13 protein-coding genes are annotated in these 16,131 nt (G+C 72.5%); 5 read left to right on the top strand and 8 right to left on the bottom strand.

What is annotated here, in order from left to right:
• Positions 1–26: 26 nt before the first annotated feature.
• Together SROS_RS12165 and SROS_RS12160 are read right to left on the bottom strand one after the other, a co-directional pair.
• Complete coding sequence (locus tag SROS_RS12165) at positions 27–2,279, bottom strand: alpha/beta fold hydrolase (RefSeq protein WP_012889230.1); 2,253 nt, start codon at positions 2,277–2,279, stop codon at positions 27–29.
• Complete coding sequence (locus SROS_RS12160) at positions 2,276–3,202, bottom strand: ABC transporter ATP-binding protein (RefSeq protein WP_148269532.1); 927 nt, start codon at positions 3,200–3,202, stop codon at positions 2,276–2,278. Before SROS_RS12160 ends, SROS_RS12165 begins: the two co-directional genes overlap by 4 nt.
• A 271-nt stretch (positions 3,203–3,473) precedes the next feature.
• On the opposite strand from SROS_RS12160, the gene SROS_RS12155 reads away from it, so the two are divergent.
• On the top strand, positions 3,474–4,691 hold the full coding sequence (locus SROS_RS12155; protein WP_012889228.1) for a sensor histidine kinase: 1,218 nt from the start codon (positions 3,474–3,476) through the stop codon (positions 4,689–4,691).
• Complete coding sequence (locus tag SROS_RS12150; protein WP_012889227.1) at positions 4,643–5,314, top strand: LuxR C-terminal-related transcriptional regulator; 672 nt, start codon at positions 4,643–4,645, stop codon at positions 5,312–5,314. Before SROS_RS12155 ends, SROS_RS12150 begins: the two co-directional genes overlap by 49 nt.
• Positions 5,315–5,438: 124 nt before the next feature.
• Here SROS_RS12150 and SROS_RS12145 read toward each other — a convergent pair whose 3' ends face one another.
• On the bottom strand, positions 5,439–7,970 hold the full coding sequence (locus SROS_RS12145; RefSeq protein WP_012889226.1) for a penicillin acylase family protein: 2,532 nt from the start codon (positions 7,968–7,970) through the stop codon (positions 5,439–5,441).
• 319 nt (positions 7,971–8,289) lie between these two features.
• Positions 8,290–8,913, bottom strand: coding sequence for a TetR/AcrR family transcriptional regulator (locus tag SROS_RS12140; RefSeq protein ID WP_245564613.1), 624 nt, complete (start codon positions 8,911–8,913; stop codon positions 8,290–8,292).
• Between the two features lie 41 nt (positions 8,914–8,954).
• Here SROS_RS12140 and SROS_RS12135 point away from each other — a divergent pair, with 41 nt between their 5' ends.
• On the top strand, positions 8,955–9,293 hold the full coding sequence (locus SROS_RS12135) for a rhodanese-like domain-containing protein (protein ID WP_012889224.1): 339 nt from the start codon (positions 8,955–8,957) through the stop codon (positions 9,291–9,293).
• Positions 9,294–9,346: 53 nt separating this feature from the next.
• Here the strand turns inward: SROS_RS12135 and SROS_RS12130 are convergent, their stop codons facing one another.
• Together SROS_RS12130 and SROS_RS12125 are read right to left on the bottom strand one after the other, a co-directional pair.
• Positions 9,347–10,603, bottom strand: coding sequence for an ArgE/DapE family deacylase (locus SROS_RS12130; RefSeq protein ID WP_012889223.1), 1,257 nt, complete (start codon positions 10,601–10,603; stop codon positions 9,347–9,349).
• A gap of 4 nt (positions 10,604–10,607) precedes the next feature.
• On the bottom strand, positions 10,608–12,230 hold the full coding sequence (locus SROS_RS12125) for a DUF885 domain-containing protein (protein WP_012889222.1): 1,623 nt from the start codon (positions 12,228–12,230) through the stop codon (positions 10,608–10,610).
• Positions 12,231–12,317: 87 nt separating this feature from the next.
• Here SROS_RS12125 and SROS_RS12120 point away from each other — a divergent pair, with 87 nt between their 5' ends.
• Positions 12,318–13,322 carry an endonuclease/exonuclease/phosphatase family protein gene (locus SROS_RS12120; RefSeq protein WP_012889221.1) on the top strand — a complete coding sequence of 335 codons (1,005 nt, stop codon included), beginning with the start codon at positions 12,318–12,320 and terminating at the stop codon, positions 13,320–13,322.
• Positions 13,323–13,519: 197 nt separating this feature from the next.
• Complete coding sequence (locus SROS_RS12115) at positions 13,520–13,840, top strand: GroES family chaperonin (RefSeq protein ID WP_012889220.1); 321 nt, start codon at positions 13,520–13,522, stop codon at positions 13,838–13,840.
• Between the two features lie 169 nt (positions 13,841–14,009).
• On the opposite strand, the gene SROS_RS12110 is transcribed toward SROS_RS12115, so the two are convergent.
• Together SROS_RS12110 and SROS_RS12105 are read right to left on the bottom strand one after the other, a co-directional pair.
• Positions 14,010–14,957: a hypothetical protein gene (locus tag SROS_RS12110; RefSeq protein WP_148269036.1), complete on the bottom strand. Its 948-nt coding sequence runs from the start codon at positions 14,955–14,957 to the stop codon at positions 14,010–14,012.
• 216 nt (positions 14,958–15,173) lie between these two features.
• Positions 15,174–16,121, bottom strand: coding sequence for a TetR/AcrR family transcriptional regulator C-terminal domain-containing protein (locus SROS_RS12105; RefSeq protein WP_012889218.1), 948 nt, complete (start codon positions 16,119–16,121; stop codon positions 15,174–15,176).
• Positions 16,122–16,131: the final 10 nt, after the last annotated feature.

Raw genomic sequence — 16,131 nt, 5'->3', positions numbered from 1 at the left:
AGCCCGTGGCCCCGTGTCCGCCCCCCTCAGCGGCCGGGACGGCAGGCGGTGCCGGCCGGGGGAAGTCGCAGGCTGGTCAGATACCGGTTCACGTGGGCGATGGCACACGTGTCGCCACTGAGGTAAAGCCCGTGGCCGTGTCCCTCGTAACGGACCGTCGACGAGCCCGGCACCCGCAGGACGAGATCCGCGCTGCCCGCGTAGTCGACCCAGGTGCCGACGCCCAGGAACGGTGGGAGGTCCTCGACGGGCAGCGGAGCGCGCGGGTTGGTGACGGGCGTCGGCCAGCCCACACAGGCGAGCGGGTGCCACTGCTCGTTTCCGGCGAAGTTCGGCGAGAGCCGCCCCCCTCGCCGGCGCCCTTCCTGGTATTCCTCATAACTCCCGTACCCCATGCCATCCGGGCAGTGGGTCATGTTCATCCCCACGAACGAGGGGGCCTTCAGGCTCTCCGTGGCCTGCTTCACGTAGTCGGCGAACCCTGAGGCATCGCCTTCGGCGGCTCTGCGGACGGCTTCGGCGAGCTGTACCCATCGGGGGCTCTCGGGCTCCGGGCCGGGCGATATGAGACTGGGGGCGGCGGCGACCTTCAGGTCGAACCCGGTGTAGGCGGCCTCCGGCGGCTCGCCCCTGACAGGCACCGGAGATCGGTCGGCGCCGGTCACGAGCCTCCGCCAGATCGCGCCGACATCCTCGCCGTGCAGCGCGCAGGAAGTGGTGGCCCCGCACCAGGCGGCGAACCGCCCGAACTGCCTCTCGACTGTCGGATAGCTCATCCGGTCGTTGTCGGCACGATCGAGAAGCTGGTTGACGGCGCCGTCCATCACCATCGCACGGATGCGGGAGGGGAACAGGCGCGCGTAGGCCACCGCCGGGACGCCGCCGTAAGAGGTGGCGATGAAGCTCAGCTTCTCCTCACCCAGGGCGACGCGGACGGCCTCCACGTCCCGGGCGACGGAGGCCGAGTCCAGGTGACCGAAGAACTCCGGGTCCGCCTTACGGCATCGCTGCGCGGATGCCCGGTTCGCCTCCGCCAGAGCGGCGTGCTGCACGCGGTCGTCCGGCAGGAAGATCCAGGGGCCGGAGGCGAGGCACTGTGCCGACAGCACGCCCAGGTCGAAGGTGTTCCGTGGGGCGAAACTGACCACGTCGAATCGTCTCCGCAGGTCCATGAAGCCGCCCGCGGACTTCTTCAGGTCCTTCACACCTGAATGGCCAGGACCGCCGGGGATCGAGAACACCGTGCCGATCCGGCGCTCCGTGCCGGTGGCCGGCAACATTCCGAGCGGCAGGGCGATCTTCCGTCCGGACGGCTCCGTCCAGTCCACCGGCACCTGGATCGCCGCGCACCGCATCTCCGGCGGGGCGTCCTTGTCCGGACACGCCTTCCACGCCAGTGTCGAGGGGGCCGGAACCGCCGAGCCGTCCGCGACGGCTGGAACCGCCCCCGCCAGGATGATCACGGCCACGCCGGCGGCCAGTACGTTGACCCTGCGCCCCTTCAACGCGATCGCGACGGCACCCGCCGTCAGCGCCGCGACCGGGTAGGCGGCCAGCAGGGCACCCGCGGCCGGTGGGGACAGCAGGCCGCCTCCCACCCCGGCGATCTGGGAGGGAAGGTTCTCGATCATGAAAGAGCCGAGCTGCGCCCTCAGCGGTGCCGGCAGGGTTCTCGCCACGACCGGGAGCACGAACAGGATCATGATCAGGGCGATCAGGGATCCGGGGGTGGAGCGGATCACCGCCCCCAGGCCGAGTCCGATCAGGGTGACCGCCGCCATGGACACCCCGGCGGCGATCACCCCGATCAGCACGCCCGGCTCGGCGAGGGGAGTGCCCAGCGTCCGTCCGTCGAGAAGCAACTGGCCGGCGCGTTCACCGAGGACCGCCTGGCCGGCGAAGTGCATCGCGAACCCGAGGACCTGGCCGGCGACCAGGGAGACGGCGGCGAGACCCGGGACCTTGGCGAGCAGGAACGCCTGCCGTCGCGGCACGGCCGCCAGACTCGTGCGGATCATGCCGGTGGAGTACTCCGAGGTGATCGCGAGGGCCCCCAGGGCACCCAGGACGAAGTAGGCGACCGGGAGGCCGTTGCCGAGCCCGTCGCCATTGCTCGGGAAGCGCAGTCTCTCCTCCGGGGACTGGCCGTCGAAGCCGCGGGTGATCAGGTATGCCACCCCGGCGCTGAGCAGCACAGCCAGCAGGGACACGGCCAGAAGGTAGAGGTTCGAGCGGAGGGAGCGGAGCTTCAGCCACTCCGAGGCGATCACGTCGATCATCGGGCCGCCCTTACGGCACCGGCCGGATGGGCGGTGTACTCCACGCTCTCCTCGGTGAGTTCCATGAACGCCTCCTCCAGGGAGGCGCTGCGCGGTGTCAGCTCCCGCAGCGCGACCCCCTCGGTCAGAGCCAGCGAACCGATCTCTGCCGCGTCGACGCCGCTCACCGACAGGCCGCCGTCGGCTTCCGTGGTCACCGTCGCCCCGCGCGCCTCGAGAGCGCCGGCGAGCCGTGCCGGATCTGGTGTGCGCACCAGCACGCCGCGCTGAAAACGTTCGATCAGGGACTCCATCGTGGTGTCGGCGATCAGCCGCCCGCGCCCGATGACCACGACGTGGTCGGCGGTGAGCGCCATCTCACTCATAAGGTGACTGGAGAGCAGGACCGTGCGGCCCTCGGCCGCGAGCGACCGCATCAGATCGCGGATCCAGCGGATGCCCTCCGGGTCCAGCCCGTTCAACGGTTCGTCGAACATCAGCACATCCGGGTCACCGAGCAGCGCCACCGCGATTCCGAGCCGCTGCTTCATCCCGAGGGAGAAGCCGGCGATCCGCTTGCCCGCGACACCCGTCAGACCGACCTGCTCCAGCACGGCGGTCACCCGCCGGTCCCCGATGCCGTTGCTGCGCGCCAGGCAACCGAGATGGGCCCGCGCGGTGCGTCCCCCGTGAACGGCGCCGGCGTCGAGCAGGGTCCCCATCGAACGCATGGGCCGGCGGAAAGACGTGTAGGGGCGACCACCCACCAGCGCCGTGCCGGAGGCAGGGACCTCCAGGCCGAGGACGGCCCGCATGGTCGTGGACTTTCCCGCGCCGTTCGGACCGAGGAACCCGGTCACCAGCCCGGGTTTCACCGCGAAGGACAGATCGTCGACGGCGAGCGTGCCGCCGTACCGCATGGTCAGGTTGCCGACCTCGATCACGGTCATCACCTGCCCGTACGGCCGGCGCCCGGCCGGCCGGGTCTGTCGGCGGGTCTCGTCGGGGCCGGGAAATCGCCGATGGCCGGCGTGCCGGCCGGACTGGTCATCACAGGGGCTCCCATCGCTTGAGTGATCCGGATCAAGCCTCCATGCGTGGCCCGCCGGCCTCCATCGGCCCGCGCCCACCCGCCGGGTGGGATATCACCACCCCCGTGGTGGGTCTGGGCCTACCGTCTCCGGTCCGCCCACCGTGCAGACTGTCTCCGTGACCATGATTCGCCGCGCTCTGCGGGGCGGGCTCGTTCCGACCGGCGGGCTGTTGCTGAACATCGCCACGGGCGTGGCCGCTCTGCTGCTGACCGCCGTGGTCCTGACGGGCGTCGCGCTCATCCCGGTGGCGGGGCTCGGCCTCGCGGTGCTGGCCCGCGCGCTCGTTGCGGTCCGGTCCCTGACGCGCTTCCAGCGGGGCCGGGCGGGCCGGACGCTGGGGCGCGACATCGCCGAGCCGTACCGCTCACCGGCGGGGCCGGGGGTCCGGGCTCATCTGATCCCCTGTCTGCGGGACCCCGCCACCTGGCGCGACCTCGCCTGGCTGGCCGTCCACGGCGTCACCAGCTCGGTCTTCGCGCTCGCCGTCTGGGCGGTGTGGTCCGCCCTCGACGTGATCTTCTACCTACGGCCGATGGACACGGACACGTCGGTGTCGATCGCGCTCTCTCTTTCGGTCGTGGCCATCGTGACGGTCGCCCTGATGGCCGTGCCCTCGTTCCGCGCCGGGCAGACACGGCTGGCCCACCTGCTGCTCCGGCCGGGATCCTCGCCGGCCCAGCGGATCAGGGAGCTGACCGAGTCGAGGGCGGCGACGGTCGACGCGCAGGCGGCCGAGCTGCGCCGGATCGAGCGCGATCTCCACGACGGCGCGCAGGCGCGGCTGGTGTCGGTCCGGATGAACCTCGGGCTGGCCAGGAGCTCCCACGACCCCGCCCAGGTCCGGGAGCTGATCGAGGAGGCCTGGGAGTCCACCGGCCAGGCCCTGGGCGACCTGCGCGACCTCGTGCGCGGCATCCATCCGCCGGTGCTCGCCGACCGGGGACTGGCCGGGGCGATCGAGGCCGCCGCGCTGCTCTGCCCGGTGCCGGTCGAGGTCGACGTCGACCTGCCGGAGCGACCGGAGGCCCCGGTGGAGTCCGCCGTGTACTTCGCCGCGAGCGAGGCCCTGGCCAACCTGGCCAAGCACAGCGACGCCGGCCGGGCATGGGTACGGCTGCGCCGTTCGGGCGACGTCCTGCGCCTGACCGTGGGCGACGACGGGCGCGGCGGCGCCGACCCCGCCGCCGGCACGGGCCTGCGTGGCATCGGACGCCGCCTGTCCGCCTTCGACGGCTCGCTCGCGGTGAGCAGTCCCTCCGGAGGCCCGACCGAACTCACGATGGAGCTGCCGTGCGCGTCGTCATCGCCGAAGATCTCGCCCTCCTACGGGACGGCCTGATCCGCCTGCTGTCCGCCAAGGGCTTCGACGTGGCCGGGGCTGTCGACAACGGCCCGATGCTGCTCGACGCGCTGACCCGGCACCGCCCCGACGTCGCCGTGATCGACGTACGGCTGCCGCCCACGTTCACCGACGAGGGGCTCCGCGCCGCCCTGGAGGCCCGGCGCCGCCTGCCGGGGCTGCCGGTACTGATCCTGTCGCAGTACGTCGAGCAGCTCTACGCCCGCGAACTCCTGTCCGACCGCGCCGGCGGGGTGGGCTACCTCCTCAAGGACCGGATCGGCGACGTCGACCAGTTCGTCGACTCCGTACGGCGGGTGGCCGCCGGAGGCACCGCCATGGACTCCGAGGTGATCTCCCAGCTGCTGACCCGCCACGGCAGGGACGAGCCGCTCACCGAACTGACGCCACGGGAGCGGCAGGTGCTCGCGATGATGGCCGAGGGCATGTCCAACCTCGCGATCGCCGGACATCTCCACGTCACGGACAAGGCGGTCGGCAAGCACACGAACAACATCTTCGCCAAGCTCGGACTGCCGCCGTCGGACGACCACAACCGGCGCGTGATGGCCGTGCTGGCCTGGCTCGAAGCGGACCCCGGGCCCTCCGGCCCGCCGCGATGAACCCACCGGGGCGCGGGCCGGCCGGCTCCGGTCCGGAGCTCTCCGGCCTCGACCGGGTTGGTGGCGAGCTCCTCCGGTGCGGGGCGGACAGGGCGCCGAGGCCGGTGGCCGGGGACCGCCGAGGTCACGGCCTCAGCGTGAGGGTGTCGGCGGCGTCTCGCCGTACGGCCTGCTCGGTGAAGCGCATCGGGGTGAGCCCGCCGTCCGCCCAGAGCTCGGCCTGGTCGTCGTAGTTGGCGTGGAAGGCGTGGCCGGACGCGCCGGTCAGGTTGATCCACCATGAGCGGTCCAGATCCGCCAGGTCCACGACCATGCGCATCGACGGCACCCAGTTGACCCCGTACCCCTCGGTGGCGTCCCAGCCGGTGGCGTTCACGGTGTCCTTGCCGCCGGCCGTGCGCAGCGGGCCGCGGTTGAACAGCCATTCGATCGGCCCGATGCCGCTGGTGCCGAAGGTCTCGTGGGTCAGCTCCAGGGTGTGCAGGTCGCCCCACTTCCACTCCCCCGGGTCGTCGCCGAGCAGCTCACGCAGCTCGGCGTCCGCCTCCGCCATGGCGGCCTTCAGCATGTCGTCGCGCCCCTCGACCCGGTCCTTGGTGCGCACGTCGTCCCAGAACGGGTCGGCGGGCCGCTCCAGCAGCGGGCGGACGACCTCGTACCACCGGTCACCGCCGCCCGGCCGGGCCCCGCCGGTCAGCTCGTCCTCGAAGGCGCGTCCGAGCAGGTGCCGCCAGACCGCGTTGAAGTAGGCGGCCCCGGCCGAGTCGCGGTCCTGCCCGGCGTCCCAGCCCTGGAGCGTGCCGTTCGGAACCCCCACGCGCAGCAGGTGCGGCAGGAGGACCGGGGCCAGGCCGTTGTGGTCGTCCATCTGGATCCGTCCCATGGTCTCGGCGGTGACCTTCCCCTTGCCGATCTCCTGCTTCAGCCGGTCGACGATGCGCTGGGAGCGGTAGCCGTAGGACCAGTCGGTGGTCAGGAACAGGTCCTCGCCGGGACGCGTCACCGCGTTGTTGGCGGTGACGATGTAGCCCTCGGGCGGGTTGTAGACGTGGGGAAGCTTCTCGAAGGGGATGAAGCCGGTCCACTCGTGCTTCCCGGTCCAGCCGGGCGCGGGCCAGCGGCCGTCGCCCCCGGCCCGGACCGGGATCTTGCCCGGGGCCTGGTAGCCGATGTTGCCGTCCACGTCGGCGTAGATCAGGTTCTGCGCGGGGGCCTCGAAGAAGGACGCGGCCTCGCGGAACTGCTCGAAGTTCCCGGCCCGGTTGAGCAGCAGGATGGCGTCGGCCGTACGGCCGGGGTCGAGCGCGGTCCAGCGGAGCGCGACCTCCATCCCGTCCGCCGCCCCGCCGGCCGTCCGGCCGAGGTTCGCCACGGCTCCGGGCACGGCCCGGCGGGCGTCGCCGAGCACGTCGGAGATGATCGGACCGTGCGCGGTGGTACGGACCTTCAGCTCGACGGCCGGGCCGCCCGCGACCTTGATCTGCTCAGTGCGGACCTCCATCGGCTTCCACTCGCCGGCGACCTCCACCGTGTCACCCCTGGTCCGCTCCAGGTACAGGTCGGTGACGTCGGGGCCGAGGTTGGTGAAGCCCCAGGAGATCCTGGCGTTGTGGCCGATCACCACGCCGGGCAGGCCGGCGAAGGTGTAACCGGTCACGTCGTAGGGGCAGGCCGCGCTCGGCGTACGGCAGTGCAGGCCGGCCTGGTACCAGATCGACGGCATCCGGGGGCCGAGGTGCGGGTCGTTGGCGAGCAGCGGCTTGCCGGTGGCGGTGTGGGCGCCGCCCACCACCCAGGAGTTGGAGCCGATCCCGGCGGAGTCGCCGCCCCTGGTGCCGAACGGGGACGGCGCCGCGTCGACGAGATCGGCCACCCGGGCGAGCGCGTCCGCCGCGCCGGTGGCCTGGCCGGCCGCGGGCCTGTCCTCCGTCGCGGCCGGCGTGGTCATGATCGGCTGGTGGCGGTCGAAGGGGTACTCGGGGAAGAGCCGGCCGGCGCGTTCCGCCGGGACCTGGGCCGCGACGAGTGCCCGGTCGAGCTCGTCGCCCATGTTGGAGCGCAGGTCCCAGGCCATTGCCTTGAGCCAGGCGAGGGAGTCGGCCGGGCTCCACGGCTCGGGCTCGTAGCCGCCGTTGGTCAGCTTGAGCACGCCGTATTCGAGGCTTCTCTCGGCGAAGCCGTCGTGCTGGGCCATCCACGCGTTGACCCCGGCGGCGTAGTCGTCCAGGGCCTGCCGGGTCTCGGGTCTGATCACGGCGAGCTCGGCCTCGGCGGTGCGCCGCCAGCCGAGCGTGCGGACGACCTTGTCGACGTCCGTGGTCGAGGAGCCGAAGATCTCCGACAGGCGGCCGGCGGTGGTCTTGCGGCGGAAGTCCATCTCCCAGAAGCGGTCCTGGGCGTGCACGTAGCCCTGCGCCCTGAGCAGGTCGGCAGGAGTGTCGGCGTAGATCTGCGGGATGCCCCGGGCGTCACGGTAGACGGTCACGGCGGCTCCCAGGCCCGGGAGGGAGATCTCGCCCCCGAGCTGCGGGAAGGACCGGCGGACCGTCCAGGTCACGGTCCCGGCGAGGACGATCGCCAGCACGAGAACGGCGGCGAGGACCCGTGCGAGCCGGCGCAGCGGACGGGACAGTCGGGCAAATGGCGCAATCCGCACAGAGGTGACCTTTCATCGCACAAGTAACGCATCATCGATTGTGAGGCGGACCCATGTGACTTCGGTTACCTACAGGTAGCTTTTCGGACTCGACCTACGGACCCTTCCCCGAACCTCTCCCGAGCCCCTTCCCTGGACGCTCCCCGAGCCTCTTCCCGGACTCCTTTCGAGCCCTTCCCCGAACCCTCCCCGAACCCTCCCCGAACCCTTTTCCCGGCCCGCCCCCGCGAAGCCCACCTCAAGGCCCGCCCTCCGCCAGGCTCATCCCAGGCGGACCTGGACCCCATCCCGGGCGAACTCACCCCAGTCCCGGGCGAACTCACCCCAGAGCGAGCGTCCGCACCGCCCGCCTCGCCCGTGCCTGACCGTACGCGCCGACCAGGGTCGCCATGTGCTCGGCGGCCAGCGGGGCGAGCAGAGCATGGGCGAGCGGGCCGGCGTCACAGCCGGGGCGGGCCTCGGCAAGCAGGATCTCCACGTGGCGGTGCCAGAACCGGTAGGCGCCGATCCGGTAGCGGGCGCCGGGACTGGCGGTCTCCGACACCCGGACCAGGTCGAGGTGGCCGAGCAGGTAGTCGAGGTAGCCGTCCACGAACGCGGCCAGCCGGCCGGCGGCCGGAGCGCCGGGACCCAGGGGCGCGGGACCGGACAGGATCGCCTCCTGGAGCTCACGCTCCCGCTCGTCGAGGAGCGCGGCGGCCAGCCCGGACTTGTCGCCGAACCTCCGGAAAAGCGTGCCCTTGCCCACCCCCGCCTCGGCCGCGACCGCGTCCATCGAGACGCCGTCCACCCCTTTCTCCCGAAACAGCCGCTCCGCCGCCGCCAGCACCTTCAGCCGGTTGCGCGCGGCGTCGGCCCGCTCCCGGGGAGGCTCGCCCAGCAGCATCCGCAACGGCTCGCTTGACGAAGCGGACCGCAGTCCGCTAGTTTTCGAATCGTTCACAGAAACGGACTATAGTCCATTTAGGGCCTGGGAGGCCGGAGATGACAACGCTGATTACCCGCGACGAGCTCAGCACCGCGATCGAGGCGGGCACCGTCGTCGTCGTGGACGCCCTCGGCGGCGACTACTACGCCCAGCAGCACCTGCCCGGCGCAATCGCCCTGGTGGAGAGCGAGGTGGCCACCCGCGCCGCCGAGCTGCTCCCCGACCGGGACGCCGCCATCGTCACCTACTGCTCCAACCCCGCCTGCGGCAACAGCGAGGCGGTGGCCCGGCGGCTGATCGCCCTCGGCTACACCGACGTCCGCAAATACCGTGAGGGCATCCAGGACTGGACCGAGGCGGGACTGCCCGTGGAGACCGGTGCGACCGTCGGCTGACGGCTGACGGCTGACGGCTGAATCTCCGCCTCGCCACCCGGCCCGCGAACCCCTCAGTCCCGGACCCCGCAGCGGCGCAGGACCAGCAGGGCGAGCGCCCGGGTGACGTCCCGGAGCTCGCGCAGGTCGACCTGCTCGCGCGGGGCGTGGGCCAGGCGCACGTCACCCGGCCCGTAGTGCAGGGCTGGGATGCCGCCCGCGACGTACAGGCGCAGATCACTGCCGTACGGCGCGGCCGACTCGGCGGGGCGGGCCCCGGTCACGTCGGCCACCGCCGCGGCGACCTGGTCCAGCAGCTCGTGGCCGGCGGGCAGCCGCCCGCTCGCGAACTGGCCGCCGGGCCAGGTGACGGCCGGGGGGTGCTCGCGCAGCCACGGGTGGCCGATCTCGGCGATCGCGCCCTCCAGGGCGAGGCGGGCCTCGGCGGGATCCTCGTCCAGGCGGACGCCGAGACGGCCCTCGGCGACGAGCAGGTCCGGCACGCTGCTGGACCAGTCACCCGCGCGGACCGTCCCGACCTCGATCGGATAGGGCAGCGGGTTGCCGTCGAAGACCGGGTCCGGGTCGCGGTTGCGGTCGGCCTCCAGCCGCCTGATCGCCTCGAAGACCGGCCAGAAGACCTCCAGGGCGTTGACGCCCTCGTAGCGGGTGGCGCCGTGGGCCGCCCGCCCGGCGACCTCGATCCGGAACGTCAGCGCGCCCGCCGCCGCGGCGATGATCGCCCCGCCGGTCGGCTCGGTGATCACCGCGGCCTCACCCCGGTGGCCCCGGGCCAGGGTCGCGAAGGCGCCCAGGCCGCCGTCCTCCTCCCCCACCACGCAGTGCACGGCCAGCGGCCGGACCAGCCGTACCCCGGACCTGCGGAGGGCGGCGACGACGGCGAGGTTCGCCGCCAACCCCGCCTTCATGTCGCAGGCGCCCCTGCCGTGCAGGACGTTCCCGCTGATCCGGGCGCCGAAGGGGTCGCCCCCCTGCCACCTGGCCAGATCGCCGGTCGGCACCACGTCCACGTGCCCCTGCAGGACGAGCGCGGGATCGCCCTCGCCCTCGGTGACGCCGACCACCCCGTAGCCCTCGACGCGCGGCGCCTCCGTGCCGGGGAACCCCGGAGCGGCCCGGAGCGTGTCGAGGTCGAGCTTCCAGGCGTCGACGTCGAGCCCCGCCTCGGCGAGCAGGCTCCCGCAGCGGTGCTGCAGGTCGGACTCGGCGTCGGTGCCGGTCACGCTCGGCACCCGCACGAGCTCGGCCAGGAGCCGGACCGTCTCCGCCTCGTCCAGGGCGTCCAGCACCCTCGCCTCGTTGTCGGACATGCCGCTAGCCTTCCAGAGCCACCCGGCGGGCCAGCCCCAGGGGGAGGCCGCCGGATCCCGCCAGGGTGTCGTGGAAGGTGCGCAGGTCACCGCGGCCCGCGGCCAGGTAGTCGTCGCGGATGCGGTCGATCTCCAGGGCGCCGGTCAGGTAGGAGGGGGCCTGGGTGGGCCAGGCGCAGTAGCGGTTGACCTCGCCCTTGGCCGTGCCGGGGGTGAGCGAGGACTTGGTGGTCATGAACTCCTCCGCCTCCTCGACGCTCATGTCACCGCAGTGCAGCGAGACGTCCACGATGATGCGGGCCGCCCGGAAGAGGCGGAAGTCCAGGTGGGCGAGCTCCTGGGCGGGGGTGGTGAAGTAGCCCTGCTCGCGCATGACCTTCTCGACGTACAGGGCCCAGCCCTCGGAGAAGTACGGCGTGCGGAACAGCTTGCGGGTCCGGCTCGGGTTGCCCGCCATCCAGGACAGGTGCCAGTGGTGGCCGGGGTAGGCCTCGTGGACGGCGATGGAGGGCATCTGGGCCCTGGCGTTGGTGCGCAGCCGCTGGCGCACCTGCTCCCCGGTGAAGGAGTCGGGGGTGAACGGCACGAAGAAGTGCCCGATCCGCGAGGCGGACAGGGGCGGGGGCTGCAGGTAGGAGGCGACGGCGAGGATGGGCCGCTGGAACTCCGGCGACGGCACCACCCGGCACTCCTCGCCGTCGGCGAACGTCACCAGACCGTGCTCGCGCACGAACCTCCTGGCCCGCTCGGTCTCGGCGTCGTACTCGGCCCGCATGTCCTCCAGGGTCGGCGCGTGGTCGTCCTGGAGCCCGATCACGGCCGCGTGCCAGTCGTCGGAGCCGCCGGGCAGCCGCCGGGCGACCTCGCGCATCCGGGCGTCCAGGTCGTCGTAGGCCTCCTGGCCGCGCTTGAGCAGCTCGTCGGCTCCGTAGCCGAGCATCTCCCGCTCGCGCAGCAGCGTGGAGTACAGCTCCTCGCCCATCCGCCAGGTGCCGGTGGCCTGGAAGCCCTCGAGGAACTCCACGAGCCCGTCGAAGGCCGCCGCCGCGGGCTCGGCCGCCGCGGCCAGCCGGGCGCGCAGGGCCTCGTCCGCGACCAGGCCGGGGACCGTCTCGGTGAGGAAGCGCCGGGCCGTCCGCGCCTGGCCCAGGCCCCGCTCGACCAGCAGCGGAGCCGCCAGCGCCGGGTCCAGGTTCGTACGGCAGGCCGCGATGACGTCCGGCACCTCGGCCAGCCGCGCGACGGCCGCCTCGACCAGCTCACCCTCGGGGGACAGCCGGTGCAGGAACGGGCTGAACATCGAGCCGAAGATCGGCCCCAGGTAGACGGAGGGGTCGCGCCGCCAGGCGGGCCAGGCCTCGTAGGCCAGCCCGCCGCGCAGCGTGGACATGATCAGCTCACGGTCGATCATGTCCTCGAAGCCTCCGGGCCCCCCGGCCTCCCCGACCTCCTGGAACCGCTCCAGCCAGCGCCTCGACTCCCGCTCCCGGGCCCGGATGCCCGCCTCCGTGAAGTCACCCAGGGTCCTGTCGTAACCCTCGGCGCCCGCGAGGGCGGCATGGACGGGGTGGGCGCCGAGGTACCAGTCGAGATAGTCGCCGACCAGGTCAGGGGAGAGATCCGTCATGTCCGGTGAGCCTACTCCGCGCCCCCGCCGTCCGGGCACCGCCTCAGGGCTTCACCCGCGCCGCGCGAGACGGTAGCGTCCGGCGGGGTGACCACCGAAACGATCTCCAGTACCCCCTCTCCCGCCGGGCTCCCGCGCCGGCGACGCTGGATCACCGTCCTGATCTGGATCATGATGGTGCCCTTCGCGGCCTGGGCGGTGCTCCGGGCGACCGGATGGGACGCCGGGTTCCGGTGGATCCAGCTCGCGGCGTTCACGCCCTACGTGGCGGCGGCCTCGGTCGTCGCCCTGCTGCTGGCCCTGTCCCTGCGCCGCTGGACGGCGGGCGTGGCCGGCCTGGTCATCATGGGGGCGTTCGCGTGGGCGGTGCTCCCCCGGGCCTTCGCCGACCCGGCCCCGGCGCCCGGCGGGACCGCCCTGCGCGTGCTGGCCTCCAACCTCGCGCGCGGCGACGCGGACACCAAAACGATCATGGACCTCGTCGTACGGCTCAAGCCCGACATCCTGACCCTTCAGGAGCTCACCCCCGAGGCGGCCGAGCGCCTGGAGAAGGCCGGCATCCGCAAGGCCCTCCCCCACATGGTCGGCGAGCCCACCCCGGGCGTCTGGGGCTCCGGGGTCTACGCCCGCTTCCCCCTGCGCGCGGACCAGGCCGCGCTCAACTACGGCAACTTCCGCCAGTCCGTGGCCGTCGCACCGGAGCGGAACCTCCAGATCGTCTCGGTCCACCCCTGCGCGCCCCGGTTCGACTACAAGGCCGCCTGCTGGGCCCAGGGCCTGCGGGCGCTGCCCAGGGCCGGGACGGGGGCCGAGCCGTACCGGATCCTGGCCGGGGACTTCAACGCCACCCTCGACCACGCGATCATGCGGGAGCTGCTCGCCACCGGCTACCGCGACGCCGCCGACGTCACCGGGCAGGGGCTCATCCCGACCTGGCCCCAGCAGGGCTGGGAGCCGGTCCCCGGGGTGGCCCTCGACCACGTGTTCGCCGACGCGCGGATCGCGGTCCGGTCGTTCGGCGTCCACCGTGTCCCCGGCACCGACCACAGGTCCGTGTTCGCCGAGCTGGAGCTCCCCAGGGCCGCGCGATAGACGCGGCACCGCGCGCCGACCCCGGAACCCCAGGACCGCACGACAGGCGGATGCCACCCGGCGGGCCCGGGGGCTCGTCCCGTCCGCCGGGGGGGCACGGTCCGCCCCGGCGTCCCGGGCGGTCGCGGCGCCCCGTCCGGACGGCCCACGTGCCGGGATCAGCCGGCGCGGCCCCGCCGGTCCCATAAGCTTCTACTGTGGGTGACCCGAAGTTCGAGATTCAGATGCTCCACGACCGCGTCATGGTCAAGGTCGAGCATGAGTCAGAGGAGCGGCGCAGCACGGCGGGCATCGTCATCCCTGCGACGGTGAAGATGGCCAACCGGCTCGTCTGGGGCGAGGTCTGCGGTGCGGGCGCGAACGCCCGGGCGGTGAAGGTGGGCGACAAGGTCCTGTTCAATCCCGAGGACCAGTACGAGGTCGAGGTCCACGGCCAGCTCTACCTCGTCATGCGCGAACGCGACCTGCACGCCATCGCCACTCCGCAGACCGACAACGGCACCGGCCTCTACCTGTAGGCCCGCCCCCGGGCCCGCCCTTGTGCCGTGAGGCCCATGCCCGCCCCGCGGGCACGCCCTGCCCCCTGAAGCCCTCACCCGGCCTGCGGCACGCCCTGCCCGCCGGGGGCCGCGGAGCCGGGCCTCCCGGCCCGGTACGGCGGGCGCCCGCCGTACCGGATCGGGGCCGTCACCTGCGGGTGTAGCTGAGGTAGAGCTTCTTGTCCCAGTCTTCGGCGGAGATGGCGGCCAGCACCCGCACGGCCCTGCCCTTGAGATCGACCACGACGACCCGGTAGGAGCCGGCGCTGGACACGACGGCGAGGAAGTGCTTGTCGTCCCACCAGCCCAGCAGGGCCTTCGGCTGGACGTTCACCTTGGCCGCGAGCTTGCCCGAGGTGCGGTCCCAGAGGCAGACGTGCTCGGTGTAGGTCACCGGGCACCAGGTCATGAGGGCCTTCCCCGAGGGGGAGAACACGTCCTCGCCACCGGCGGGGATTCCCGTCTTGAGCAGGGTGCGCCGGACCGCCCCGTCCTGGCCGTAGAAGCGGGTGCCGCCCTGGTAGGCGGCCACCACGTCGGCTCCGTCGGGACTCCAGCGGAACCTCGCGGTCCTGTCCACCCCCGTCACGTTCACCCGCCGGGCGGTCTTCGCCGTCGCGTCGACGACGACGAAGCCGGTCGTCTCCCAGGCCGCGCCGTTCTTCCGCTGGACGGTCAGGACCGCTTTTCCGCCGTTGCGGGTCCAGTGGGCGAACTTGGCGACGAGCGGCTTGTCGACGGTCTGGATCTTGGTGCCGTTGTTGGCGACCAGATCGGCCAGGAGCACCGAGTCGCGTCCCCCGGTGTAGGAGGTGGGGACCGCGACGGCCATGCCCCCCTTGGGCCCCACCGTGATCTCCTGATAGCCGGTCTGCTTGGCGAACCCGGCGTCCCTGCGCAGGTATGCCACGTTACCGACGGTGTAGGAGGTGACTTTCAGCGGGTCGGCGGGGTCCTCGCGCACGGTCACCCGGGTGCCGGGCAGCGTGAGATCCGCGGATTCGGCGGCGTGTGCGGCGGGCAGGGTCAGCGCGGCCATCGAGACGGCGATGACGGCGCATCCGAGCAGTCGGTAAATCCCAGGAGTCACAGACACGGCGGCATTTTAGGCTGGAAAATCTCCCAAGATCACGGCCTATACCGAATCGGTTTAACCGGCATATTCCCACATAACTGGATATTCGCACGTAAAGCTTTCTGGCGGATTTTTAAATCTCCTTCTTCCCCCCTTTCGGGGCAGTCCGATATGGTCCCCCGGAGCCGAGGGCGGGGCGCGGAGGAGGCACGGCCGGCTGCGGCGCGGCGGGGAGAGTCAGTCCGTCCCGGACGCCGCCCGGCTCTCGACGACCACGGCGAGACCGTCGAGCATCGGCTGGAGACCGAACTCGAACAGCTCGTCGAGACGGAGGTCGTAGCCGCCCCCCAGGGCCCGGGTGACCCTGACGAACGTGGGATAGTCACCCGACGCGGCCAGCGCGGCGAGCGCGGGCTCCTGGCTGTCCATCCACTGCTCCTCCGACAGGCCGGTGGCGGCCTCGGCCTGCGCCTCCCGCTCCAGGTTGGCCGCGATGCCCTGGACGTAGCTGTAGACCAGCACGTGCAGGTTCATCATGGTTTCCGGATCGAGGCCGTAGCCGTCGAGGGCGTCCAGCGCCCACTCGGCGTGGGTCATCAGGTTGGGCAGCAGCAGCGGACGGGTCAGCGGGGTGATCTGCGCCAGCCACGGGTGCCTGCGGTACAGCGCCCAGAGCAGCCGGGCAGACAGCTCCAGGCGGGGCCGCCAGCCGGGCGGGACGTCGGCGGGATAGGCCCCCTCACCGTACGCGGCGTCGGCCATCAGCATGACGAGGTCGTCTTTGCCGCTGACGTGGCGATAGGGAGACATGGCGGAGACGCCGAGCTTGGCCGCCACGCCGCGCATGGAGAGTGCGGCCAGCCCCTCGGCGTCGGCGATCGCGATGGCCGCGCGCACGACGCGCTCGCGGGTCAGCTCCCGCTCGGGCTCGACGGCCGGTCGCCGTCCGGCCCGGGCCGGCGGGGTCTCGGCCACCACGGTGCCGACGCGGGGCTCGGCACGGACGAGCCCCTCCTGGCGCAGGACGGTCAGCGCCTTCGTGGCGGTGGCCAGCGCGACGCCCCACTCCCTGGCGATCCGCCGGGTCGACGGTACGCGGTCGCCCGGCTCCAGCTCGGCGTCCGCGATGCGGCGCCGGATCTCGGTGACGATCCGGACATAGGGCGGATCCGGTTGCGGAGCCATGGCGCCTCCT

Origin of the sequence: Streptosporangium roseum DSM 43021, from assembly GCF_000024865.1 — a bacterium.
In the GTDB taxonomy this organism is placed as follows: domain Bacteria; phylum Actinomycetota; class Actinomycetes; order Streptosporangiales; family Streptosporangiaceae; genus Streptosporangium; species Streptosporangium roseum.
This window is presented reverse-complemented; position numbering and strand designations above follow the sequence as displayed.